Source organism: Pseudomonas fluorescens (genome assembly GCF_001307155.1).
Lineage (GTDB): Bacteria > Pseudomonadota > Gammaproteobacteria > Pseudomonadales > Pseudomonadaceae > Aquipseudomonas > Aquipseudomonas helvetica.
This window is the reverse complement of sequence record NZ_CP012830.1, coordinates 5,566,447-5,590,624: the sequence shown is the minus strand read 5'-3', so window position 1 is coordinate 5,590,624 and position 24,178 is coordinate 5,566,447. Positions and strand designations below refer to the sequence as shown.

General features: G+C 60.3%; 23 protein-coding genes. 17 read left to right on the top strand and 6 right to left on the bottom strand.

Annotated features, from left to right (window positions below):
* The first annotated feature begins 101 nt into the window (after positions 1-101).
* From mdcA to madM, 9 genes are all read left to right on the top strand, one after another.
* Positions 102-1,772 (top strand): malonate decarboxylase subunit alpha, encoded by a 1,671-nt coding sequence (gene mdcA / locus AO353_RS25345; protein WP_054597429.1) that lies wholly within the window; start codon positions 102-104, stop codon positions 1,770-1,772.
* Complete coding sequence (locus AO353_RS25340) at positions 1,772-2,647, top strand: triphosphoribosyl-dephospho-CoA synthase (protein WP_054597428.1); 876 nt, start codon at positions 1,772-1,774, stop codon at positions 2,645-2,647. The genes mdcA and AO353_RS25340 overlap by 1 nt, the downstream gene beginning before the upstream one ends.
* Complete coding sequence (locus AO353_RS25335) at positions 2,647-2,946, top strand: malonate decarboxylase subunit delta (RefSeq protein WP_054597427.1); 300 nt, start codon at positions 2,647-2,649, stop codon at positions 2,944-2,946. The genes AO353_RS25340 and AO353_RS25335 overlap by 1 nt, the downstream gene beginning before the upstream one ends.
* On the top strand, positions 2,939-3,790 hold the full coding sequence (locus AO353_RS25330) for a biotin-independent malonate decarboxylase subunit beta (RefSeq protein ID WP_054597426.1): 852 nt from the start codon (positions 2,939-2,941) through the stop codon (positions 3,788-3,790). Before AO353_RS25335 ends, AO353_RS25330 begins: the two co-directional genes overlap by 8 nt.
* Complete coding sequence (mdcE, locus tag AO353_RS25325; protein WP_054597425.1) at positions 3,787-4,590, top strand: biotin-independent malonate decarboxylase subunit gamma; 804 nt, start codon at positions 3,787-3,789, stop codon at positions 4,588-4,590. The genes AO353_RS25330 and mdcE overlap by 4 nt, the downstream gene beginning before the upstream one ends.
* On the top strand, positions 4,584-5,204 hold the full coding sequence (locus tag AO353_RS25320) for a malonate decarboxylase holo-ACP synthase (RefSeq protein WP_054597424.1): 621 nt from the start codon (positions 4,584-4,586) through the stop codon (positions 5,202-5,204). The genes mdcE and AO353_RS25320 overlap by 7 nt, the downstream gene beginning before the upstream one ends.
* On the top strand, positions 5,201-6,121 hold the full coding sequence (mdcH, locus tag AO353_RS25315) for a malonate decarboxylase subunit epsilon (RefSeq protein ID WP_054597423.1): 921 nt from the start codon (positions 5,201-5,203) through the stop codon (positions 6,119-6,121). Before AO353_RS25320 ends, mdcH begins: the two co-directional genes overlap by 4 nt.
* Positions 6,122-6,185: 64 nt before the next feature.
* The gene (gene madL / locus AO353_RS25310) at positions 6,186-6,602 is read left to right on the top strand and encodes a malonate transporter subunit MadL (protein ID WP_054597422.1); all 417 of its coding nucleotides are present in this window, start codon (positions 6,186-6,188) and stop codon (positions 6,600-6,602) included.
* Position 6,603: 1 nt separating this feature from the next.
* Positions 6,604-7,368, top strand: coding sequence for a malonate transporter subunit MadM (madM, locus tag AO353_RS25305; protein ID WP_019690474.1), 765 nt, complete (start codon positions 6,604-6,606; stop codon positions 7,366-7,368).
* Positions 7,369-7,505: 137 nt separating this feature from the next.
* On the opposite strand, the gene AO353_RS25300 is transcribed toward madM, so the two are convergent.
* Positions 7,506-8,420: a LysR substrate-binding domain-containing protein gene (locus AO353_RS25300; RefSeq protein ID WP_054597421.1), complete on the bottom strand. Its 915-nt coding sequence runs from the start codon at positions 8,418-8,420 to the stop codon at positions 7,506-7,508.
* Positions 8,421-9,209: 789 nt separating this feature from the next.
* Here AO353_RS25300 and AO353_RS25295 point away from each other — a divergent pair.
* The 4 genes from AO353_RS25295 to AO353_RS25280 all read left to right on the top strand — a co-directional run bounded on the left by AO353_RS25295 (position 9,210) and on the right by AO353_RS25280 (position 14,129).
* A complete protein-coding gene (locus AO353_RS25295) occupies positions 9,210-10,619 on the top strand; it encodes a circularly permuted type 2 ATP-grasp protein (protein ID WP_054597420.1) in 1,410 nt (469 codons plus the stop codon).
* Between the two features lie 3 nt (positions 10,620-10,622).
* Positions 10,623-11,573 (top strand): alpha-E domain-containing protein, encoded by a 951-nt coding sequence (locus AO353_RS25290; RefSeq protein WP_054597419.1) that lies wholly within the window; start codon positions 10,623-10,625, stop codon positions 11,571-11,573.
* A complete protein-coding gene (locus AO353_RS25285; RefSeq protein ID WP_054597418.1) occupies positions 11,570-12,367 on the top strand; it encodes a transglutaminase family protein in 798 nt (265 codons plus the stop codon). The genes AO353_RS25290 and AO353_RS25285 overlap by 4 nt, the downstream gene beginning before the upstream one ends.
* Positions 12,368-12,518: 151 nt before the next feature.
* Complete coding sequence (locus tag AO353_RS25280) at positions 12,519-14,129, top strand: gamma-glutamyltransferase family protein (protein WP_054597417.1); 1,611 nt, start codon at positions 12,519-12,521, stop codon at positions 14,127-14,129.
* Positions 14,130-14,198: 69 nt separating this feature from the next.
* Here AO353_RS25280 and AO353_RS25275 read toward each other — a convergent pair whose 3' ends face one another.
* Positions 14,199-14,858 (bottom strand): MliC family protein, encoded by a 660-nt coding sequence (locus AO353_RS25275; protein WP_054597416.1) that lies wholly within the window; start codon positions 14,856-14,858, stop codon positions 14,199-14,201.
* A gap of 500 nt (positions 14,859-15,358) precedes the next feature.
* On the opposite strand from AO353_RS25275, the gene AO353_RS25270 reads away from it, so the two are divergent.
* Both AO353_RS25270 and AO353_RS25265 read left to right on the top strand, forming a co-directional pair.
* Positions 15,359-15,799: a CBS domain-containing protein gene (locus tag AO353_RS25270; RefSeq protein ID WP_054597415.1), complete on the top strand. Its 441-nt coding sequence runs from the start codon at positions 15,359-15,361 to the stop codon at positions 15,797-15,799.
* Between the two features lie 95 nt (positions 15,800-15,894).
* Positions 15,895-17,514: a methyl-accepting chemotaxis protein gene (locus AO353_RS25265; RefSeq protein WP_054597414.1), complete on the top strand. Its 1,620-nt coding sequence runs from the start codon at positions 15,895-15,897 to the stop codon at positions 17,512-17,514.
* A gap of 112 nt (positions 17,515-17,626) precedes the next feature.
* Here AO353_RS25265 and AO353_RS25260 read toward each other — a convergent pair whose 3' ends face one another.
* Together AO353_RS25260 and AO353_RS25255 are read right to left on the bottom strand one after the other, a co-directional pair.
* The gene (locus AO353_RS25260; RefSeq protein WP_054597413.1) at positions 17,627-17,824 is read right to left on the bottom strand and encodes a YbdD/YjiX family protein; all 198 of its coding nucleotides are present in this window, start codon (positions 17,822-17,824) and stop codon (positions 17,627-17,629) included.
* 15 nt (positions 17,825-17,839) lie between these two features.
* The gene (locus tag AO353_RS25255; RefSeq protein ID WP_054597412.1) at positions 17,840-19,897 is read right to left on the bottom strand and encodes a carbon starvation CstA family protein; all 2,058 of its coding nucleotides are present in this window, start codon (positions 19,895-19,897) and stop codon (positions 17,840-17,842) included.
* A 279-nt stretch (positions 19,898-20,176) separates the two neighbouring features.
* Here AO353_RS25255 and AO353_RS25250 point away from each other — a divergent pair, with 279 nt between their 5' ends.
* A complete protein-coding gene (locus AO353_RS25250) occupies positions 20,177-21,538 on the top strand; it encodes a cache domain-containing protein (protein WP_054597411.1) in 1,362 nt (453 codons plus the stop codon).
* Between the two features lie 33 nt (positions 21,539-21,571).
* Positions 21,572-22,204, top strand: coding sequence for a response regulator (locus AO353_RS25245; RefSeq protein ID WP_054597410.1), 633 nt, complete (start codon positions 21,572-21,574; stop codon positions 22,202-22,204).
* Positions 22,205-22,272: 68 nt separating this feature from the next.
* On the opposite strand, the gene AO353_RS25240 is transcribed toward AO353_RS25245, so the two are convergent.
* Entirely contained in the window at positions 22,273-22,911 is a 639-nt protein-coding gene (locus tag AO353_RS25240) for a c-type cytochrome (protein WP_054597409.1), read from the bottom strand.
* Positions 22,912-22,922: 11 nt separating this feature from the next.
* Positions 22,923-24,164, bottom strand: coding sequence for a molybdopterin-dependent oxidoreductase (locus AO353_RS25235; RefSeq protein WP_054597408.1), 1,242 nt, complete (start codon positions 24,162-24,164; stop codon positions 22,923-22,925).
* Positions 24,165-24,178: the final 14 nt, after the last annotated feature.

The following is a 24,178-nucleotide window of genomic DNA, read 5'->3' as shown; positions in this document are numbered from 1 at the left end:
AAACGTTAACCTGAGCGTAACGGTTCGCCGCTCATCTTGATTGATGCCTCCCTCCGTTAGCTCCTAAGGTAGCTCCACGTAAGCGAACCCGTGGAGTGAGCATGACAACAACAATATCCCCCGACTCGCGCTGGACGCGGCGGCGCAGTGAAAAACAGCGTCGCCTGGAGCAGGTGCGGGGTCTCGCCGATGGCGTGGTGTTGCCCACCGACAAGATCGTTGCGGCGCTGGAGGCATTGATTCTGCCTGGCGACCGCGTGGTGCTGGAGGGCAACAACCAGAAGCAGGCGGACTTTCTTTCCCGTTCCCTGGCCAAGGCCGATCCGGCCAAGCTGCATGACCTGCATATGATCATGCCCAGCGTCGGCCGCTCCGAGCACCTGGACCTGTTCGAACGAGGCATCGCGCGTAAGCTCGATTTCTCCTTCGCCGGCACCCAAAGTCTGCGCATCAGCCAGTTGCTTGAAGATGGTCTGCTGGAAATCGGCGCGATCCATACCTACATCGAACTCTACGCCCGACTGGTGGTGGACCTGATTCCCAACGTGGTGCTCTCGGCCGGTTTCATGGCCGACCGTGCCGGCAATATCTACACCGGGCCGAGCACCGAGGACACTCCGGCGCTGATCGAGCCGGCGGCCTTCAGCGACGGCATTGTGATCGTCCAGGTCAACCAGTTGGTGGACGACGTCAGCGAGTTGCCCCGCGTGGACATTCCCGCGTCCTGGGTGGATTTCGTGGTGGTGGCCGACAAGCCGTTCTACATCGAACCGTTGTTCACCCGCGACCCTCGGCACATCAAACCCGTGCATGTGCTGATGGCGATGATGGCGATCCGCGGGATTTATGAAAAACACAACGTTCAGTCGCTCAACCACGGTATCGGTTTCAACACTGCCGCCATCGAATTGATCTTGCCGACCTACGGCGAATCGCTTGGACTCAAGGGCAAGATCTGCCGCAACTGGACCCTTAACCCGCACCCGACGCTGATTCCGGCCATCGAAAGTGGCTGGGTCGAAAGCGTGCACTGCTTCGGTACCGAACTGGGGATGGAGAACTACATTGCTGCGCGCCCGGACGTGTTTTTCACCGGCCGCGACGGTTCCCTGCGTTCGAATCGAATGTTCTGCCAACTGGCCGGGCAGTACGCGGTGGACCTGTTTATCGGCGCAACCTTGCAGGTGGACGGCGACGGCCATTCTTCCACCGTGACCCGTGGACGCCTGGCCGGTTTTGGCGGCGCGCCGAACATGGGCCACGACCCGCGTGGCCGCCGCCACGGGACCCCGGCCTGGCTCGACATGCGCCACGACGATGCCCCCGAAGCGCTGCTCGAACGGGGCAAGAAGCTGGTGGTGCAAATGGTCGAGACTTTCCAGGAGGGCGGCAAACCGACTTTCGTTGAAACCCTCGATGCGGTTGAAGTGGCGAAGAAAAGCGGCATGCCGCTGGCGCCGATCATGATCTACGGCGACGACGTCACTCACCTGCTCACCGAAGAAGGCATCGCCTATTTGTACAAGGCGCGCTCCCTGGAAGAACGCCAGGCAATGATCGCGGCCGTGGCCGGGGTCACCGCCATCGGCCTGCGCCATAACCCCAAAGACACTGCGCGGATGCGCCGCGAGGGCCTGATCGCCTTGCCCGAAGACCTCGGCATCCGCCGCACCGACGCCACCCGCGAATTGCTGGCGGCGAAAAGCGTCGCCGATCTGGTGGAGTGGTCGGGTGGCTTGTACAACCCGCCCGCCAAATTCAGGAGCTGGTAATGCACGCACTTAATCTGCAACCCAAGCGCCTGACCCTGGCCGAACGGCTGGCGGACCTGGCTGTAGACGCGCTGATCGACGAAGCCGACCTGTCACCCAAACCGGCGCTGGTCGATCGTCGCGGCAACGGTGCCCACAGCGATTTGCACCTGGGGCTGATGCACGCTTCGGCACTGTCGCTGTGGCCGGCCTTCAAGGACATGGCGCAAGCAGCTATCACGTTTGGCGAAGTCGGTCTGCCGCTGCGCGAGGCCCTCGGGCAAATCGGTCGCGACGGTGAACAAACGATGCTGGCCACCACCGATGGCGTGAACACCCATCGCGGAGCGATCTGGGCCTTGGGCCTGTTGGTCGCGGCCGCCGCGCTGGAACCTGAATCCAGTGGTGCCAGCGCGGTCACTGTGCGCGCCGCGCGTCTGGCTTTACTCGAGGATCGCCATGCGCCACGGCCGTTCAGCCACGGCGCTCAAGTAGCACAACGTTACGGGGCGCGGGGCGCTCGGGAAGAGGCACAACTAGGCTTTCCGGCCGTGATGCAATTCGGCTTGCCGCAACTCCAACGTAGCCGCGCCAATGGCAGCGGCGAACAGAACGCCCGGCTCGATGCCTTGCTGGCGATCATGAGCACGCTCGCCGATACCTGCGTGCTGTACCGCGCAGGCGAGCAGGGGTTGCAAACGATGCAACTCGGCGCCCGCTCGGTGCTGGAGGCGGGCGGCAGTGCCAGCCTGGCCGGTCGGCGCCGGTTGCATGAGCTGGACCAACAATTAATTGCGTTGAATGCCTCACCCGGCGGCGCTGCGGATTTGCTCGCAGCCTGCCTGCTTATCGACCGCATCTCATCCTGCGACGGCGTCACCCAGGGAGCTTTCTGATGGAAACCTTATCCTTTGAATTCCCCGCCGGGCAGCCGGCGCGGGGCAGGGCGCTGGTCGGCTGTGTCGGCTCGGGCGATCTCGAAGTACTGCTCGAACCGGGACAGGCCGGCACCCTGACGATCCAGGTGCAGACCTCGGTCAATGGCAGCCAACAGCGCTGGCAGCATGTGTTCGCACGGATGTTCGACGGCCAGACACCGCCGGCGATGACCATCGATATTCATGATTTCGGGGCCACGCCCGGCGTGGTGCGTTTGCGTCTGGAACAAGGCTTCGAGGAGATCGGCCATGACTGACAGCGCAGCGCTCCTGAACAAACACAGTTTCGTCGAACTTGGCGCTCGGCAACGCGCCAAGGCCTTGCTCGACGCCGGGACCTTCCGTGAATTGCTCGACCCGTTCCAGCGCGTCATGTCGCCATGGCTGTCGCGTCAGGGCGTGGTACCGCAAGCCGATGACGGTGTGGTCATCGCCAAGGGCAGCATCGGCGGTTTGCCAGTGGTGATCGCCGCCATCGAAGGCGCCTTTCAGGGCGGCAGCCTGGGTGAAGTCGGCGGGGCGAAAATTGCCGGCGCGCTGGAACTGGCAGCCGAGGACAACCGCAAGGGCATCGCCACCCGCGCCGTGCTGTTGCTGGAAACCGGCGGCGTGCGTTTGCAGGAAGCCAACCTCGGGCTGGCAGCGATTGCCGATATTCACGCGGCGATTGTCGATTTGCGCCAGTACCAGCCGGTGATCGGTGTGGTGGCCGGCAGCGTCGGTTGTTTTGGCGGCATGTCGATTGCCGCCGGGTTGTGCAGTTATCTACTGGTCACTCAGGAAGCGCGCCTTGGCCTTAATGGTCCGCAGGTGATCGAACAGGAAGCCGGGATCGAGGAATACGACTCGCGCGACCGTCCGTTCATCTGGAGCCTGACCGGCGGCGAGCAACGGTTCGCCAGTGGGCTGGTGGATCGGTATGTCGCCGATGACGTGGCGCAGATTCAGCAACAGGTCAGCGAGTTGTTGCAGCAGGGGTTACCCGCTGAACAGCGCAGTCGCCAGGCGGATCTTTTCCTGCAACGCCTCGCGCGCCTGGACGCGGTGCCACAAATCGAGCCGGTGACGGTTCGCGATCTGTACCAAGGAGCGCACTCATGAGCAGTTATTCCCTGAGAGGTTTGCACTGGTTTGACGCCTTGAGTGCCGGCGCCACCGTCGTCGACGGATTGCCCGCTTCGTTGAAAGTCGCCGATGGCGTGCTGCGCGAGCAGCCCGTGCGGTTTATCGCGGTGGTGGCCGATCCGCAGAACCGCTTTGTCCGCGCCCGTCACGGCGAGGTCGGTTTGTTGGAGGGCTGGGGTCTGGCCAAAGCGGTGGATGAAGTCATTGAAGCCGATCGCGCCAAACCGCAAAAACGCGCATTGATCGCCATCGTCGATGTGCCGAGCCAGGCCTACGGTCGTCGCGAAGAAGCCTTGGGCATCCACCAGGCGCTGGCCGCTGCTGCGGACAGTTATGCCCGTGCACGACTGGCCGGGCATGCGGTGATTGGTTTGCTGGTGGGCAAGGCGATGTCCGGGGCGTTTCTGGCCCACGGTTATCAGGCCAACCGGCTGATTGCCTTGCGTGACCCAGGGGTAATGGTTCACGCCATGGGCAAGGTCTCGGCTGCGCGGGTCACCCTGCGCAGTGTTGAAGAACTCGAAGTGCTGGCTGCCAGCGTACCGCCGATGGCCTATGACATCGACAGCTATGCCAGCCTTGGCCTGCTTTGGGAAACCCTGACGGTGGAGCAGATCGAGCAGCCGACCGCGAGCGATCTGGCTCGGGTCAGCGACTGTTTACGCCAGGCCATTGGCGACGTTGAAAGCACCGGGGCTGATTTGAGCTCGCGTCTGGGGGCGGCCAATCGTGCGGCGTCAAGCAAGGTTCGCCAACTGTTGCGTGAGCAATGGTGAACGCGTTTCTGGCCCATGACCTGCTCTGGGGCCTGACCGCGGAGCAGTTGCCAGCGGACGCGCCACGCTGGGCCGTCGAGGTGACACGCAAGGGTCACCCCGTCGTGGTTCGACGCGCCATGAGTGCCGCCGATCAGATTGCGGTGGGTGTACGAGGAGCGTTGCGCGAGCAACGTTATGCCACGTGGATGGCGGTCGAGGCGATCCGGCAGCGGATTCGACCGGAAGATCTTTGCCATGTCGAGGGTGATCGCGATCTGCCGGCCTTGCAGGCCCTGGTGCAATTGCGACCGATGCTCGATGCCTGCGGTTGGGTCTGGGGCGTCAGCGGCAGCGCCGGGTTTGAATTGGCCTGTGGTGTGACGGCCTTGCATGAGCGCAGCGATCTCGACTTGATCCTGCGTACGCCGCAACCGTTGGATCGGGTTAAGGCTCGGGAACTGCTGACGTGGCTGGACGCCGCTGCGTGCCCGGTGGATATGCAATTGCAAACGCCACTGGGCGCGGTTGCCTTGCGCGAATGGGCCGGTCCGGCACAGCGGGTGCTGCTCAAAAATGCCCACGAAGCACGGTTGGTGACCGACCCTTGGTATCCACAGGAGCAAACGGCGTGAGCAGCCTGTTGGTGTTTCCCGGCCAGGGCGCGCAGCAGCCGGGCATGCTCCATCGTTTGCCCAAGGCGACCGTGATCGAGGCGAGCGAGGTGCTGGGCGAAGATGTTTTGCTACTCGATTCCACCCAGGCGCTGAAGTCGACCCGTGCGGTTCAGTTGTGTCTGCTGATCGCGGGAACCGCGGCGGCGCGCAGCTTGTTGCAGCAGGGATGTACAGCGGATTACGTGGCCGGGCTGTCCATCGGCGCGTACCCGGCGGCGGTGGTGGCGGGGGCATTGCGTTTCAGCGATGCGCTGCATCTGGTCAGCCTGCGGGGTGAGTTGATGCAACAGGCCTGGCCGCAGGGCTACGGCATGACCGCGATCATCGGTCTGGACCTTGCGACCGTGGAAGGCTTGCTGGCGCAGGTTCACAGCAGCGAGACGCCGGTTTACCTGGCCAACATCAATGCCGATAACCAGCTGGTGATTGCCGGCAGTGATGCGGCGATGAACGCTGTCGCTGAATTGGCCAAAGGCTGTGGCGCAGGGTTGGCTAAACGGCTGTCGGTCAGCGTGCCGTCGCATTGCCCGCTGCTCGATGAGCCCGCGCAGGTACTGGCCGAGGCGTTTGCCAAAGTGCCATTGAAGCTACCGACAATCGGCTACCTGAGTGGCAGCCGCGCCCGGCCGATCCGTTCGGTCGAGGCGTTGCGCGAGGATCTGGCGTTCAACATGTGCCGGGTGGTGGACTGGCGCGGCACCGTACAAAGCGCCTACGAGCGTGGCGTGCGGTTGCACATCGAACTGCCGCCCGGTGCAGTGCTGACAGGATTGGCCCGACGGGTGTTTGAACAAGGCACGGTCATCGCCTTCGATGGTGCTCGCCTGGACACGTTGCAAGCACTGCTGCGTGAGGAGGGACGTCGCCAACCCTAGACACCGCTCACGCTGCGAAGGACAAAAACAATAACTTCGACGATGCACTTTGAGGATAACAACAATGATTATTTACGGTGTGGCGCTGCTGGCGATCTGTACGCTGGCAGGGGTGATCATGGGTGACATGCTCGGCGTGTTGCTGGGCGTCAAGTCCAATGTCGGCGGGGTTGGTATTGCGATGATCCTGCTGATTTTCGCGAAGCTGTGGATGCACAAGCGCGGCGGCATGACCAAGGATTGCGAGTTGGGTGTCGGCTTCTGGGGCGCCATGTACATTCCGGTGGTGGTGGCCATGGCTGCACAACAGAACGTTGTCGCCGCCTTGCACGGCGGCCCGGTGGCGGTGTTGGCGGCCATCGGTTCAGTGGTGATCTGTGGTTGCACTATCGCCTTGATCAGCCGGACCCACAAAGGCGAACCGTTGCCGGACGAGCCGGTCGACAGTGTCTCGATCACCGCTCCAGCAGGAGGTCGCTGATATGTGGAACCTCATGGAAGCGGGTCTGAAACATAACGATCTGGTCACCGCGTTCGCATTCGTCGGGGTGATCATGTGGATCTCCGTCGTGCTCTCCAAACGCCTGACGTTCGGACGGATTCATGGCTCGGCGATTGCCATCGTCATCGGCTTGGTGCTGGCCTGGGTCGGCGGCACGCTCACCGGTGGGCAGAAAGGCCTGGCGGACGTCGCGGTGTTTTCCGGCATCGGCCTGATGGGCGGCGCCATGCTGCGGGACTTTGCGATCGTCGCCACGGCGTTCGAGGTGCAGGCCACCGAAGCACGCAAGGCCGGGCTGATCGGCGCGCTCGCGCTGCTGCTGGGTACCGTGCTGCCGTTTATTGTCGGGGCGAGCATCGCCTGGATGTTCGGCTATCGCGATGCGGTGAGCATGACCACCATTGGCGCCGGTGCGGTGACCTACATCGTTGGCCCGGTGACGGGCGCGGCGATTGGCGCCAGTTCCGACGTGGTCGCGCTATCGATTGCCACCGGCTTGATCAAGGCGATTCTGGTGATGGTCGGCACACCGATGGCGGCGCGATGGATGGGGCTTGATAACCCGCGCTCGGCGATGGTCTTCGGTGGGTTGGCCGGCACCGTCAGCGGTGTGACGGCGGGCCTGGCGGCGACGGATCGGCGGTTGGTGCCTTATGGGGCGCTGACGGCGACCTTTCATACCGGGCTGGGCTGCCTGCTGGGGCCGTCGTTGCTGTACTTCATCGTTCGCGGGATTGTCGGCTAGGTTGAGGATTTGACTCGCCTGTGATGCCGTCATCGCGGGCAAGCCTTGCTCCTACTGGTTTTGCGTAAGCCGCAGGATTTTGGCGCGACATATGACCCGTAGGAGCAAGGCTTGCCCGCGATGGGCTCGCCTCGGTTTCAGGCCTGCCGATTGGCATACATCCGACACTCCGCCAACAACGCCAGCAGGTTCGGGTCGCGTTCCTTGGCTTTCAGAAACACCACCCCAATGTGCTGCTGCAACCGATAGCGTTCCTGCAACGGGATCAGCTTCACCCGGTTCTCGTACACCGCAGCAATCCGCCCTGGCAGCAGCGCATAACCGACCCCGGAGCTGACCATGCTCAGCAGGGTGAAGATGTCGTTGACCTGCATCGCCACCTTGGGCTCGAACCCCGCCTGTTGGAAAACCCGAATCCCGTCCTGGTGCGTGGCGAAGCCCTGGGTCAGGGTAATGAAGGTCTCGTTGCGCACTTCGGCGAGGTCGACTTCGGCGCGTTGGGCAAACGGTGAGTCGGCCGGTGTGGCAAGGAAGATGTCGTCGGAAAACAGCGGGATCTGCTCGCAGTCCGGGTCGTTGACGGTGTCGTCCAGGGACACCAGGATCGCGTCGACTTCCATGTTCTTGAGCTTGTACAGCAGGTCGATGTTCGAACCGAGGATCAGGTCGATGTTGAGTTCGCTGCGGCGGATCTTCAGGCCCATGATCAGCTGCGGCACAGTCTTGACCGTCAGTGAATACAGCGAGCCGAGTTTGAAACGTTCGGCCGAGAACCCCGCGGCTTCGCGGGTCAGGCGTACGCTTTCGAGCACATCCTGAATCAGCTTCTGCGCCCGCTCTTCGAGTACATAGGCGCTTTCCAGCGGCGTCAGGTTACGCCCTTCATGCTTGAACAGCGGGCAGCGCAGTGCGCTTTCCAGCGAGTGAATGGCCCGGTGCACGCTGACGTTGCTGGTCTGCAGTTCGGCCGCCGCACGGGCCAGATTGCCGGTGCGCATGAACGCCAGGAACACTTCCAGTTTTTTCAGGGTCAGTTCTTCGTCGATCAGCATGGCCATCACTCTTTTTCAGTCCGCTGATTATGCCCATGCGCTGTTGCGTTGTCCGATGTGCGGTTGCGTTCCTGTCAGGTCGGTGTTGACCGTCGTAACCTGCGACTTGAAGCGCTCATTCAACCGAATAATGTGATGAGTGCTTTTATGCGTCATCAGCAGGCACTTCGGTTCCATGCGCAGCCATAGTGTGCGTTTGTGTGCGCATTAATGGTGCAAGGATGAAATTTGATGTACGGGTCTGAAGGTTTGGTATTACAAAGCTCATAAAAAAGAGTGGGTAAAAATTTCCCGTTTACAGGGCAATAAAGTCAACTTATTTACCCAATGCACCGATTTTGTTCGCGCCAGAGTTGTGCAAACGATAAGTGCAATAAACGTTTCAGCGTGTTACGAGAAAAACACCGTAAAAATGAACGGAAATGTCGCCTCAATATCATTGCTGGGGCTTTTTCCGATTTTTAGCGGCCCTGGCGTTGCGTGGGCACAGCCCTTGCAAAAGCACTTTCAAACCACCGGAAGTGTGGTTTTTGCGAAAAAAAGAAACTGGGGGCGTTACAAGTAGGAGCGCCAGTAAGCTAATCCGGAAACGGCCAGATCTCTGACGCCAGAATGCGTCAAGACGCTGTCGGAATCGTGAGCTTCCAGCTTCATAAAGGGACAGGAAGTTCACGGTGCACACTGAGGTGCTTTACAGAAACAGTACTCACTAAAACAACGTAAGGCTTCATCTATTGGAATGACAAAGTTATAAAAAAATGCCGGCTGTATCGCGGCAAGGAGTGGGGTATGTCCCGAGCTTTTTTTAATGAAATGTATGATGCGAGTGGTGGCTGCCGGCCACATTACCAGGAGTTTGCGCGCTGGTTGGCGGACACGCCCCTGGAGCTGCTGGATCAGCGTCGTCGCGAAGCCGACCTGCTGTTCCATCGAGCCGGCATCACCTTCACGTTATATGGGGACGAGCAGGGCACCGAGCGGTTGATTCCGTTCGACATCATTCCACGCAGCATCAAGGCCAGCGAATGGCAGATGGTCGAGCGTGGCTGCATTCAGCGGGTCCAGGCCTTGAACATGTTCCTGGCCGATATCTATCACGGGCAACGGATTCTCAAGGAGGGCATTATTCCGGCCGAACAGGTGTTGGCCAACGAGGGTTATCAGGTCGCCATGCAGGGCCTGAATCTGCACCGCGGTATCTATGCGCACATCTCCGGGGTCGATCTGGTGCGCGATGGCGACGGCAGTTACTACGTACTCGAAGACAATCTGCGCACGCCCAGCGGCGTCAGCTACATGCTCGAAGACCGCAAGATGATGATGCGCCTGTTTCCCGAACTCTTCGCCGCCCAGCGTGTGGCGCCCATCGACCACTACCCGAACCTGCTGCTGGACACCCTCAAGAGCTCCAGCCCCCTGGACAACCCGACGACCGTGGTACTGACCCCCGGCCGCTTCAACAGCGCCTACTTCGAACACGCGTTCCTGGCCCGTGAAATGGGTGTGGAACTGGTTGAAGGCGCCGATCTGTTCGTTCGCGACGATCATGTCTACATGCGCACCACCGCCGGCCCGAAACAGGTGGATGTGATTTATCGGCGCCTCGACGATGCGTTTCTCGACCCGCTGTCCTTCAACCCGGACTCCATGCTGGGCGTGCCCGGGCTGGTGACGGTTTATCGCGCAGGGAACGTGATCCTCGCCAATGCCATAGGCACCGGCGTGGCGGATGACAAGTCGATCTACCCGTATGTCGGTGACATGATCCGCTTCTACCTCGCCGAGGAACCGATCCTCAAGAACGTACCGACCTGGCAGTGTCGCAAACCGGAAGAGCTGTCCCACGTGCTGGCCAATCTTCCCGAACTGGTGGTCAAGGAGACCCAGGGTTCCGGTGGCTACGGGATGCTGGTCGGCCCGGCGGCCACAGCGGCGGAAATCGAGGACTTCCGCGCGCGTCTCAAGGCCCGCCCCGAAGCGTATATCGCCCAGCCGACGCTGTGCCTGTCCACGTGTCCGACCTTTGTCGAAAGCGGCATCGCCCCACGCCACATCGACCTGCGCCCGTTTGTGCTGTCGGGCCGTGAAACCCGCCTGGTGCCCGGCGGCCTGACCCGCGTGGCATTGCGCGAAGGCTCGCTGGTGGTGAACTCGTCCCAGGGCGGCGGCACCAAAGACACTTGGGTAGTGGAGGACTAAGACATGCTTTCAAGAACCGCTTCGGACCTCTACTGGATGTCCCGTTATCTGGAGCGCGCCGAAAACCTGGCGCGCATGCTCGAAGTCAGTTACTCGCTGTCGCTGATGCCCCAGGCCGGGCGCACCGATGGCCATGCCGAGCTGTCGATGTCGCTGTTGGCCGCCGGCACGCTGGACGACTACAACCAGCGCTACGGCGAACTCAACACCGAACGCATGCTGCATTTTTTCGCGCTGGATGAAACCAACCCCGGCAGTATCTATTGCTGCCTGCAGGCGGCGCGGGCCAATGCCCACGCGGTACGTGGACGGATCACCGCCGACATGTGGGAGAACATCAACGCCACCTGGCTGGAGATGCGCAACATCGCCCGCAATGGCCTGGGACGTTATGGCATCAGCCATTTCTGCGAGTGGGTCAAGGAGCGTTCGCACCTGTTCCGCGGGGCAACCTCCGGCACCATCATGCGCAACGATGCCTACTGCTTCATTCGACTGGGCACCTTCCTCGAACGCGCCGACAACACCCTGCGCCTGCTGGATGCGCGCTACGAAATGTACGGCGAGGAGTCGGAGGAGGTGAGCGACAACTCGGCCCGCGGCTATTACCAATGGAGCGCCTTGCTGCGTGCCTTGTCGTCTTTCGAGGCGTTCAACGAGCTCTATCGCAATGCGCCGAACGCCGAGCAGGTTTCCGAGATGCTGCTGTTGCGCGCCGCCGTTCCGCGTTCGCTGCACGCTTGCATCGAGGAACTGGACCAGATCCTCGCCAGCCTGCCAGGCAGTAACGGGCGGGCGGCCCAGCGGCTGGCCGCCGAACTGAATGCGCGGCTGCGCTACACCGGGATCGACGAGATTCTCGGTTTCGGTCTGCACCTCTGGCTGACTGATTTCATCTCCCAGGTTCGCCATCTCGGCCAGACCGTCCACGAATCCTATCTGGAGGTCGTATGAAACTGTCCATACGCCACGACACCACCTACAGCTACACCGACGAAGTCTGCACCAGCATCCAGTTCCTGCGTTTGACGCCCAAGAACACCGAGCGCCAGCACATTCTGGAATGGCACCTGGAACTGCCGCGCCTGGTACGTAGCCAGCTCGACCCTTACGGCAACATCCTGCACGTATTGACGATGGATGAGCCTCACGGCGCCCTCGTGCTGACCGCTTATGGTCAGGTTGAAATCGACCAGATGCTGGAGGTGGAACACGACAGTCAGTCGCCGTTGCCGTTCTTGCGCACCAGCCATCTGACCAAGGCTGACGACGCCCTCAATGCCTTTGCCATACAGCGGTGCGGCACGCGGCGTGATCGCAGGGCGTTGATTGACTTGATGCATGGCCTCGCCGAACACATGGTCTACAGCCCGGGCGCTACAGCGGTGGACACCACCGCAGCCGAAGCCTTTGCCGCCGGCGTCGGGGTCTGCCAGGACCATACCCATGCCTTCCTGGCCTGCGCTCGCAGCCTGGGCATTCCTGCGCGCTACGTCTCCGGTTATCTGTGCACAGAAGATGAAAGCCATTTGGCCAGCCATGCCTGGGCCGAAGCCTGGCTCGACGATGGTTGGTACAGCTTCGACGTCACCAACCGATTGGCGCGACCCGAGCGCCATCTGAAACTGGCGGTGGGCCTCGAGTACCTTGACGCTTGCCCGGTGCGCGGCATGCGTCGCGGGGGAGGGGCCGAGCACATGCTCGCGCGGGTCCAGGTGTCGTCCCAGTTGCAGGTTCAGCACCAATAAAACTCGTTCGCACCGTCACCATAACCGGCTATACCGTCTCCATGACGGTATGGCCGCTCATCATTCAGATCTTCGGCCAGCCGCGCCCGCACCCACGCCTTTCTTGGTCGGGTGCTGTGAGCCCGAGCATCCCTAATGTGTGAGACCTGCCATGTTCAAATTTTCTGCCCATGAGTATCCCTACGCCTCACAGCGCCAAAGTGTTTTCGCAAAACGCGGCATGGTCGCGGCCTCGCAGCCGTTGGCTGCCGAAGCCGGTATCGAGATCATGCGGCGTGGTGGCAACGCGATTGACGCCGCGATTGCCACCGCAGCAGCGTTGACCGTGGTCGAGCCGACCGGTTGCGGTATCGGTGGCGACGCCTTTGCACTGGTCTGGACTCAGAACAAACTGCATGGTTTGAGCGCCAATGGCGGCGCCCCGCAGGCCCTGAGCATTGAAGCGGTGAGAGCCGCCGGCCACAAAAAAATGCCATTGCATGGATGGACACCCGTGACAGTTCCAGGCTGCCCGTCGGCCTGGGCTGAGCTGTCCAAACGGTTCGGTCGTCTGCCCTTTGCCGATGTGTTGCAGCCAGCCATCAGTTTGGCAGGCGACGGCTTTCCGGTTTCGCCAGTGGTTGCTCTTCAATGGCAAACCGCGTTGGAGAACTTCACCCCGAGCCGCAACGAAGTGCTCGATAGCTGGTTCGAAACCTTCTTGATTGACGGACGAGCGCCCCGCGCCGGCGAGATGTTTTACAACCCGGCCCAGGCGCGGACCTTGACGGAACTCGCGGCCACAGGTTGCGAAAGCTTTTATCGGGGGGCGCTGGCGCAACGGTTGGACGCCCATTCCAGGGCGACCGGCGGGTATTTGCGCGCCAGTGATTTACAAGGTTACCGCGCCCAATGGGTCGAGCCGATCAAGGTCAATTATCGAGGCTATGACGTCTGGGAGATTCCGCCGAGCGGCCAGGGCCTCGTGGCCTTGATGGCCTTGAAGATTCTCGAGGGTTTCGACTTCGATCACCGCGACAGTCAGCAGACCTGGCACCGTCAGCTTGAGGCCATGAAACTCGCTTACAGCGACGGCCTGCATTACATCACTGACCCGCAGCACATGCGGGTCGCGGTGGAGGATTTACTCAGCGAAAACTATGTTGCCCATCGTCGGGCACAGATCGGTGAGCAGGCGATGGCCCCACAACCGGGTGATCCTCACGCCAGCGGCACGGTGTACCTGGCCACCGCCGATGCCGAAGGCAACATGGTTTCGTTCATCCAGAGCAACTACCACGGCTTTGGCTCCGGCGTGGTGTTGCCCGACAGCGGCATCGCCCTGCAAAACCGCGGTGAAGAGTTCAGCCTTGATCCGGCGCACTCGAACTGCCTGGCGCCCGGCAAGAAAACCTTCCACACCATTATCCCGGGGTTTCTCAGCAAGGACGGTGTGGCGATGGGCCCCTTTGGCGTGATGGGCGGCTACATGCAGCCCCAAGGGCATGTGCAGATGGTCATGAACCTGGTGGATTTTGGCCTCAACCCGCAAGCGGCGCTGGATGCACCGCGTTGGCAGTGGCTGGGCGGGCTGCAGGTCGGCATCGAGCAGGACGCTTCGCGGGACATGGCTGCAGCGTTGGCGCGCCGGGGGCATCAAGTGCAAGTGGCCTGCGACCGGACCCATTATGGGCGTGGACAAATCATCCTGCGCGATGCTGAAACGGGCGTGTTATGTGGCGGAACCGAGCCGCGAACGGACTCGCATATCGCTGTTTTTTGAGGGACAGGTGAGTGGCGAGGGTGCTGCATCCTCGCCTGCCGGTCTCCAAACGACCTTGCGCCAGAGCCATCAGCCGGCCGGCTCGGCCGTACAGCTCATTTCGGCGGAGCCTGGTTTTTGGAAAAGGACCACGTTGTCGTTTTGCCAGAAGCTGTAGTTGCCCTGGAAATCCTTGCCCGTGTATTGGGTTCCCGAGTCACTCGGCACCTGGCTCAGGGTGATCGAAGTATTTGCCCATTTCAGGTACACGACACCCGGTTGCGTGCTGAAGAAGGTGGCGGTAATCAGCGTGTTAAACCCCGTACAACGAATAGCCAGGGGGCCTTCGGTGAGCCGGTCTGGATCCTTGGTTCTCACAATTGCCGAGCCTCGGCGCAACTGGTGCGCGCGTTCGGCATAACTTCGGATCGTGCACGCCTTGGGCGCAGGCGCGGAGGCGCATTGATTACGGGACTTGATCCAGAACTGCTGGTCGATCATGACGGTGTCTGGAGGCGGTACTGAATGTTCATCCGTGAGCGCCAGGCGATAAAGACGCGTCAGTTCGATATCCATCTGTGCCAGTTGCGGATCGCGACAGATCAGCTTTTCGATGGATGCCCTTGCCTGGGCGCAGTCGAAACTGGTCTTGAAGATTGGCGAAGGAGGGGCCGCGTTCACACAGGTGCTTGTCGCCGCGCACACGCTGGCAGCGAGCAGACAGGTGAAAAGGGCCATGACCGTCTTCATGTTGGTTTCACCCGGATCATGAGGTGATGCCACGGATTGCCGTGGGACCTGTCGATCCGTTGAACAGTCGTATTGGGTGTATCGCAGTGTAAGGCAGTGCTCAGAACTTGCCACACCGCTCGGCGGTACCGGGTCAACCGCCTGGATGCACTTTTATAAAGCGCTATGCGTAACGATTTGCACCAGCGGGAGACAGTGCAATGAGCTTTCGCCTCCCTCTAACGCTCGGGAGCCTGGGTTCGCACACTGGATGAAGCTTCCTGCCGCCGACTGGCACAAAGGCTGCAAGGCTCGTATCAAGTTCATCTGGAACGGACTCCAGTGGACAGCCCCTCGGTCAACGATGATCGATTGGCCGAACAGGTCATGGGCAACTTCGCAGCATCAGGCATGGACGTCTGGTTTTAACACCGCACAAGAACAGGCAAAGGCGCCTGGAACCGAAAGGTTTCAGGCGTTTTTTTTTGCTTTTTTAAGCGTGATTGACGTCGGAGGTCCGTATGAAAACAGCCGCACAATTGCTGAAGCTGAAGGTCGTGCAAAACCAGCAAGTACATAGCATCGCGCCAGACCAGATGGTCCTTGAAGCGCTGAAATTCATGGCCGAAAAGAACGTCGGTGCTCTGCCCGTCATAGAGGAGGGGCAGGTAGTCGGCGTCATCAGCGAACGCGACTATGCGCGCAAGGTTGTTTTGCAGGGGCGCTCTTCGGTCGGTACGCCGGTCAGGGACATCATGAGCGCGCCCGTGGTGACGGCAGACAGTCAGCAGAGCATCGAGCGTTGCATGGAGGTCATGACCGACAGTCATTTGCGCCATTTACCGGTGCTGGAAGGCGACCAGTTGATTGGCCTGTTGTCGATTGGTGATCTGGTCAAAGAAGCGATCGCCGAGCAGGCCGACCTGATACGGCAACTGGAACACTACATTCGCGGACATTAAAGCGACCATGGGCGAGCTGGATTCAAGGCTTATTGGTACATGAAGTTTTCAAGTGCGCTGTCCGTCGGGCAGGTACTCATCAGGGAGCATTTGATTTGGCCAAGTTAAGCACGGCTCAACGTATCGTCATCGGCTTTGCAATCGCGCCGTTGGTACTGACAGGCCTGGCGTTCTATGCGTTGCACGATCTGGCAACGCTGAAGGACCAGGCGATGGTGATCGTCAAACAGGACTGGCCGAAAATCGATCCGATCATGGTCATTGCCACAGGTGTTCGGGACAACGCCAGGAACACCCGGGACCTGTTGATCGACAAAGACAATCAGCAAGCGCAACAGGCCATCGATGCCACCAAAAAGCGCATCAGCCAGGCACTTGAAGCGCTTGAGCCGTTGTTCGACCTGCCAGAAGGCAAGACTGCGTATATGGCCCTGAAAAGGGATCGCGAAGCTTATGTCGCCGCATTCACCCAGGTGCAGGCGTTGATCAGGCAAGGTGCCTTTGATGCTGCGATGGCGCAGTTGAAACAGCAAGTGATCCCCGCCGAACAGCAGGTTTATAAAAGCCTGGACATGCTGATGGCACAGCAAGGGCAGATCTTCGCCGATCGTGAAAGGTCGGCGCAGGCCCTGTACAGCGATGCGCGCCTGAACATGCTGGGGTTGCTGGTTTTCTGCCTGGCCTCGGTCATCGCCGCGGCGGTCATTGTGACGCGCAGTGTTACCCGGCCCTTGGGGGGAGAACCCGATGTTGCTGCGCGGGCACTGAGTCAAATTGCGCAGGGCGATCTGACGACTCAAGTGCCAGTGAAGGCCAATGCCGACGGTAGCGTGATGATGAACATGCACCAGATGCAGCAAAGCCTGAACGCGATGGTTAAACACATCGCGGCGTCGGTCGATCAGGTGGCCAGTTCGTCCGAAGAGCTGAGTGCGGTCAGCAGCCAGACCCGTGACAGTTTGCAGTTGCAGGGCCTGGAGATCGAGCAGGCTGCGGCGGCGATCAATCAAATGACCGCGGCCGTCGACGAGGTCGCACGCAATGCCGTCAGTACCAGCGAGGCGTCCCGGGTGTCCGAGCAAACCGCGCAGCGCGGCCGCGAACACGTTCAGGAAACAGTGGCCTCGATAGGCACGCTGGCTGATGGCATGACGGATACCTCACAGCGTATCCAGCAATTGGCCGGGCGCGTACAAGACATCAGCACGGTGCTGGAGGTGATTCGCAGCATTGCCGAGCAAACCAATTTGCTGGCCCTCAACGCTGCGATTGAAGCAGCCCGTGCCGGCGATGCCGGACGTGGTTTTGCGGTGGTCGCCGATGAGGTGCGGGCACTGGCCCATCGCACTCAGGTGTCGACCCAGGAAATCGAGCAGATGATTGGCAACATTCGGCTCGATACCGGGCACGCGGTGACCGCCATGCAAAGCAGCGGTTACTTGGTGCAGGCAACCCTGGAAGTCGCGCAACGCTCCGGCGAGGCACTGGAAGCGATCACCCGGTCAATCTCGCAGATCAATGAGCGCAATTTGATGATCGCCAGCGCCACGGAGGAGCAGGCATTGGTTGCTCGTGAGGTGGATCGCAATCTGGTACGCATTCGTAACGTGTCCGGGCAGGTCTTGCTGGGTGCCCAGCATACCCACACCGCCGGTCTGGAATTGGCGCAGATGGCAGGAACACTGCACCAGACGGTGGCGCGGTTCAAAATCTAGAATGGAATGGATCACTAACGAAAAATGGGAGCTGCTCCGTGTGGGAGCGAGCAGGCTCGCTCCCACAAAAAACCTGCTCCCACATCACATTTGGTAACCCGCCGTCAGCGGGTCAACAGCACTTCGGCCCAGCCTTGCTGCCATAACGAGCCTCCTGGCGTTCCCGGAAGAACGCCTCGTAGCTCATCACCGGCTTGTCCGGGTGTTGGGTTTGCAAATGCTCGACGTAGGTGTCGTAGTCGGGCATGCCGACCATCAGGCGCGCGGCCTGACCGAGGTATTTACCGAGGCGACTCAGGTCATTGAACATGCTTTCAACCCTCGATTACGCTTCTGGAATCGCCTGGAATGGCGATTCTTTATCCGTGCGTTCTTTGCTGCCCCAGGCCGAGATACCGACCTTGATCGCATAGAACAGGATGCTGAAGACCACGAAGAGGAACAGCGCCGTCAGCGTTGCGTTGGTGTAGGCGTTGTAGATCACGTGCTGCATCTGCGTGATGTCCTTGGCCGGGGCGAGGATCTGACCGTTGGCCAGGGCATCGCTGTATTTCTTCGCCAGCGACAGGAAGCCGATCGCCGGGTTGGCGTCGAACAGCTTGATGAAGCCTGCGGTGGTGGTGCAGATCAGCAGCCAGGCGGCTGGCAGCAAGGTCACCCAGATGTAGCGTTGGCGTTTCATTTTGATCAGCACCACCGTGCTAAGCATCAGCGCGATACCGGCCAGCATCTGGTTGGAGATACCGAACAGCGGCCACAAGGTGTTGATGCCGCCCAACGGGTCGATCACGCCTTGGTACAGCAGGTAACCCCACATTGCCACGCAACCGGCGGTCGCGATCAGGTTGGCGGTCCAGGACTCGGTGCGTTTGAGCGCCGGAACAAAGGAGCCGAGCAAGTCCTGCAGCATGAAACGCCCGGCACGGGTGCCGGCGTCGACCGCCGTCAGGATGAACAGCGCTTCGAACAGGATCGCGAAGTGGTACCAGAACGCCATGGTGTTTTCGCCTGGCAGAACGCTGTGCAGGATCTGCGCGATACCGACCGCCAGGGTTGGCGCACCGCCGGCACGGGCCAGCACGGTGGTTTCACCGATGTCCTTGGCCACCGCTTGCAGGGCTTCGGGGGTAATCATGAAGCCCCAGCTGCTGACAGTCTGAGCCACCTGTACCACGTCACCGCCGACGATTGCCGCCGGGCTGTTCATCGCGAAGTACACACCCGGTTCGATCACCGAAGCCGCCACCATCGCCATGATGGCCACGAAGGACTCCATCAGCATGCCGCCGTAACCGATGTAACGGGCATGGCCTTCACTGGCCAACAGTTTCGGGGTGGTCCCGGAAGCGATCAGCGCATGGAAACCCGAGACTGCACCGCAAGCGATGGTAATGAATAGGAACGGAAACAACCCGCCTTTCCACACCGGTCCGGTGCCATCGATGAACTGGGTCAGCGCCGGCATTTTCAGCTCGGGCATGGTAATCAGAATGCCGATTGCCAGGGCCATGATGGTGCCGATCTTGAGGAAGGTCGACAGGTAGTCACGTGGCGCCAGGATCAGCCAGACCGGCATTACTGCCGCGACGAAACCGTAGCCGATCAGCATCCAGGTGATCTGGATCCCAGTGAAGGAGAAGGCCTTGGCCCAGACCGGATCAGCGGCAATCTGACCGCCCAGCCAGATCGAGCCGAGCAACAGCAGCACGCCGACAACGGAAATCTCACCGATGCGGCCCGGGCGGATGTAGCGCATGTACACGCCCATGAACATCGCGATCGGGATGGTCGCCATCACCGTGAACATGCCCCACGGGCTATCAGCCAGGGCCTTGACCACGATCAGCGCCAGCACCGCGAGGATGATGATCATGATCAGGAAGCAGCCAAACAGCGCGATGGTCCCGGGGACACGGCCCATTTCTTCCCGGACCATGTCGCCCAGGGAGCGACCGTTGCGGCGGGTCGACATGAACAGGACCATGAAGTCCTGAACGGCACCGGCCAATACCACGCCGGCGATCAGCCAGAGCGTACCGGGCAGGTAACCCATTTGCGCCGCCAGTACCGGGCCGACCAGTGGCCCGGCGCCGGCAATGGCCGCAAAGTGGTGACCGAAAAGAATGTGTTTGTTGGTGGGTACGTAGTCCAGACCATCGTTGTTGACGACGGCGGGGGTGGCTCGACCGGGATCGAGCTGCATCACCTTGTTGGCGATAAACAGGCTGTAATAGCGGTATGCGACAAGATAGATAGCGACTGCTGCGACTACGATCCAGAGGGCGTTGATGGCTTCGCCGCGGCGCAGGGCCACGACACTCAGCGCAAAAGCTCCCAGGACAGCCACGGCAAACCAGGCGAGGTGTTTAGCCAGACGGGTCATTGCGTGTCTCCTGCCGACAGCCAGTGGACTGCGGCGGTAATTTTTATAATTGTGTCCGCTATGCGGAGCTGACCCAATATCCACGCATGCCGTCCACAAATAAATCCGCACGACTACGTACGCACAATCTGCGTAGTTCTACGTAGACGTCGCCGCTCCCACAGATTTTGTATTTCAACTGAGCCACAGGTCATTCCGTCCAGCGCCGCTACTGGGCGCGCGTATCTTTGGCATATGATGCCGAGCCTTCGTTTTCCCTCGGTCCGGTCAGGAGCACAGATGCAGCTCAAACATAAAATCGTCGCGCTCGGGATTCTGCCGCTGGTGTTGGCGATTGCTGTCATCTGCGCGCTGGTGATTTCCCTGAACCGCCAACTGGGTGATCAACAGACGCAACTGATCGAAGACAGCATTCTGGCCAGCAAGCGTGCAGAACTGAAAAACTACGTCGAAATGGCGCAAAGCCTGATCGCGCCGCTGTACGACAACGGCAAGGGTGACGCGCACGCACAGCAACAAGTCCTGGAAGAACTGCGCAAGCTCAGCTTTGGTATCAATGGCTACTTCTTCGTCTACGACCGTCAGGGTCGTAGCCTGATGCACTCGCGACAGTCGGAACTGGTGGGCAAATACCTGTGGGACATGAAAGACCCACACGGTCTGCCGGTGATCCAGGCGCTACTGAAAAGTGCGGAATCAGGAGAAGGCTTTCAACGCTACGCCTGGAACAAACCCTCTTCCGGTCAAGTGACCGACAAGCTCGCCTATGTCGTGATGCTGGATCGTTGGGGCTGGATGCTCGGTACCGGCATCTACCTCGAGGACGTTGAGCGCGCCACACAGCAGGCGCGTGACGAGGTGGCTCAGGGCATCCGCAAAACGATGCTCGCCATTGCCATCGTAGCCCTCGTGGCAGTGCTGTTGGTCTTTGCCAGCGGCATGACGCTGAACGTCAGCGAACATCGCTTGGCCGACAAAAAACTCCAGCGGTTGACCCAGCGTATCGTCAGTTTGCAAGAAGAAGAGCGATCACGGGTTTCCCGTGAGTTGCACGACGGTATCAGCCAGGTACTGGTGTCCATCAAGTTTCAGTTCGAACTGGCCAGCCATGTGCTGGAGAGTGGGCAGGACACGGGCTTGAGCATTTTAAGAGAGGCCACGGAGCGTCTCGGAGAAGCGATTGGCGAGGTTCGCAGCCTTTCACACAACCTGCGCTCGTCGCTGCTCGACACGCTGGGTCTGTCGGCGGCGATTGGTCAACTCGCCGCAGAGTTCGAGCAACGTAGCGGACTCGTGGTGACCTACAACAACAACGAATTCGAGTGCCATCTGGTCGACGGCGCAGCGGTCTCGTTGTTTCGCATTGTGCAAGAAGGCCTGACCAACATCGAACGACATGCCCGGGCCCAAAACGTATCCATTACACTGCACGGGTCCGAAGAGTCCCTACGGCTGACGGTGGTCGATGACGGTGTCGGTTTCAACGTCGCTCAAATCGAACGCCGTCACTCCGGTATAGGGCTGCGGAACATCCGCGAGCGGGTCGAGCATTTTGGCGGGCGATTCGAGCTTGCATCGACGCCGGGAAGAAGTGTCCTGGAGGTTCTGCTGCCAATGAAAATGCCCGGTCCGAAACACTGACTCAGCCAATAACAACAAGAGTGAATGCCCCTGATGAACCTGTCCTACCCAATCCGCGTCGCCCTGGTCGACGATCATTCCCTGGTCCGTGACGGGATCAAGGCGCTGCTGGCGGTCATGTCTCCCCTGGAAGTGGTGGGGGAAGCCGAGAGTGGAGCCGAAGCGATTGAGATGGTGAGACTCTGTCAGCCGGACCTGTTACTCGTCGACATCAGTCTGAAGGACATGAACGGACTTGAGCTGACCCGGGTGTTGAGCAAGCAATATCCGTTGCTCAAGATCCTGGTACTCAGCATGTACGACAACTATGAGTACGTGAGTGAGTCTGTGCGTTCTGGCGCCAGCGGCTATGTGCTGAAGAACGCACCTTCACGGGAAATCATTGCGGCCATTGAAGCGATTGCCAGCGGTGGAACGTTTTACAGTGCAGAGATCGCACAGAGGCTCATCGCCGACAAGAACACCGAGAACGAGCTGACGCCGCGCGAGAGTCAAGTGCTGTGCAAGATGGCTCTGGGAATGAACAACAAGGAAATGGCCCGCGAGCTGGACATCAGCGTTCGGACGGTGGAAACCCATCGTTTGAGCATCCGTCGCAAACTCAACATCGACAAGCCCGCGGCCTTGGTCAAGTACGCGATGGACCACGGGATCATTTCGCATTAGAGCCTGTCAGGCCCGATCGTTTGGTGAGGCTAATCAGTCGCTGATACCTCACCGAGCCGCAAGTGTGCTCATTGACGCAGCACAAAAGTCGCCAGGGTGTGCAGATCGTCCGGGCTTAACTGCGTGAAAGGCGGCATCGGGATATTCCCCCATTTGCCGGTACCGCCTTGCTGAATGCTGGACGTTACCTTGGCCAGTGCCTGCGGGTCATTGGCATACTTTGCAGCCACATCGTGATAGGCCGGGCCTACAACCTTATGATCGGTCGCATGACAGGACAGGCAGGAGTTGCTCTGTAGCAAGGCCATGGCGTCGACTTTGGCTAAAGGCGCAGCCGGGGTTTGGCCTGCCGATGGATTTGAGGCTGCCTGTACATCGGCATCGCTCGCATGGGCACTGCCGTAGGTCACCGCAAGATAAGCGCCGATGATGCTCACATCCTGATCGCTGATCGGAGCACCATATACATGCTGCATCTTGCTCGCTTCCCCAGTCCACTGCGCCAGGCTCATGCCGGGAGGCTGGAAGTTGATGTAGTCGGCAGAATGGCAGGTGGAGCACTTCTGTTGAGCCAATGGGTAGCCGGGCAGGGCATTGGGTTTGAGCACAGCCGTTTCGGGCGGCAAGGTGATCGACAGTGGCGCTGCGTTAGCCATGGTCGCCAAACAAACCTGAACTGCGCAGAGCAAGGTGGTCATGCGTTTCATGCGGGGCCCCCTCAGGCGACGGTCACGTGGCTGGTTTCTACAACGTGGCGGCGGTAGCCACCGGGGTTCCAGTCGGCTCGCAACGGCTGTGTCTCGCCCGCACGGTTACTGGCCCGCACCATCAATTGTGTGGCGCCCTTGCTGGTAAAGGTGATCGGCAGGGTCCACTCACGGAAGGAGAAACGGCCAAGATCCTGCCCAAGCTTGGCTTCGCGCCAACTTTTCCCGCCGTCGATCGACACTTCCACCTTGTTGACCCCAACGCCACCGTCGAACGCAATGCCCTTGAGCAGCACGCTTTTTTTCAAGGGCAACACATCGCCGTGTTTGACGCTGGTGATAAAGCTGCGTACCGGCAACCTGGAAATTGGCGTCGTTTGCGCGGCAGTGGTGCCGGGGGCGACACAGAAACAATCGTTGTCCGGAACGCGGTAACCTTTAGCCATGAAGAAACCGTCGTAGGTATGGTCGACGACTTCGATCTCACTTAGGTGCTTGACCCAGTACGTACCGAAATAGCCTGGCACCACCAGACGTATCGGGTAACCGTTGAGGAATGGCAGGTCGGCACCGTTCATCGACCAGGCGATCATGGGCTCGCCGTCCATGGCATGGCTGATGTCCAGGGCCTTGATGTACTCCGGCGTGCTCGGCAGCACTGGCTTGTCGAGACCACGGAATGTCACTTGCCTGGCCTCGGTTTTCACCCCGGCCTTTTCCAATACCGCCTTGAGCGGTATTCCCACCCAGCGGGCATTGCCCATTGAACCATTGCCCAGTTGAGCGCCGAACACGCGAGGCATCGAGAAGCCGCGGCTGTTACCCGAGCATTGATTGACGGCCACCACTTCTACCGGTTCGGCCAAAGCCTTGAGTTCTGCCAGGGAAAGCGACAGCGGCGTGTTGACCGAGCCCTTGATCGTCAGGCGGTAACTGTCCGGATCGATGCTGGTAGGGATATTGGCCAAATGGTAACGCACAAAAAACGCGTCATTCGGCGTGAGGGGCCCTTCGTTGAAGATGGGAAATGGCGTCTCAAGGTGCGGCGGGCGGGTGGTCACCAGGGTCAACGGACGTTTTTGCGGGTATTGCACCAGCGGCCGTGGACCGGCAGCAAAGGTCACTTCTTCCGGTGTTTCGTCGGCTGCCTTGGCAAGGTTAGCCAATGGCGAAGCTGCCAAAGCCAGGGCGAAGGCATCGCGTAGAACGCGTCGGCGACTCGGGTTGCCGTTATCAACAAGACTGAACTTCATGCTGTTCTCTCTTT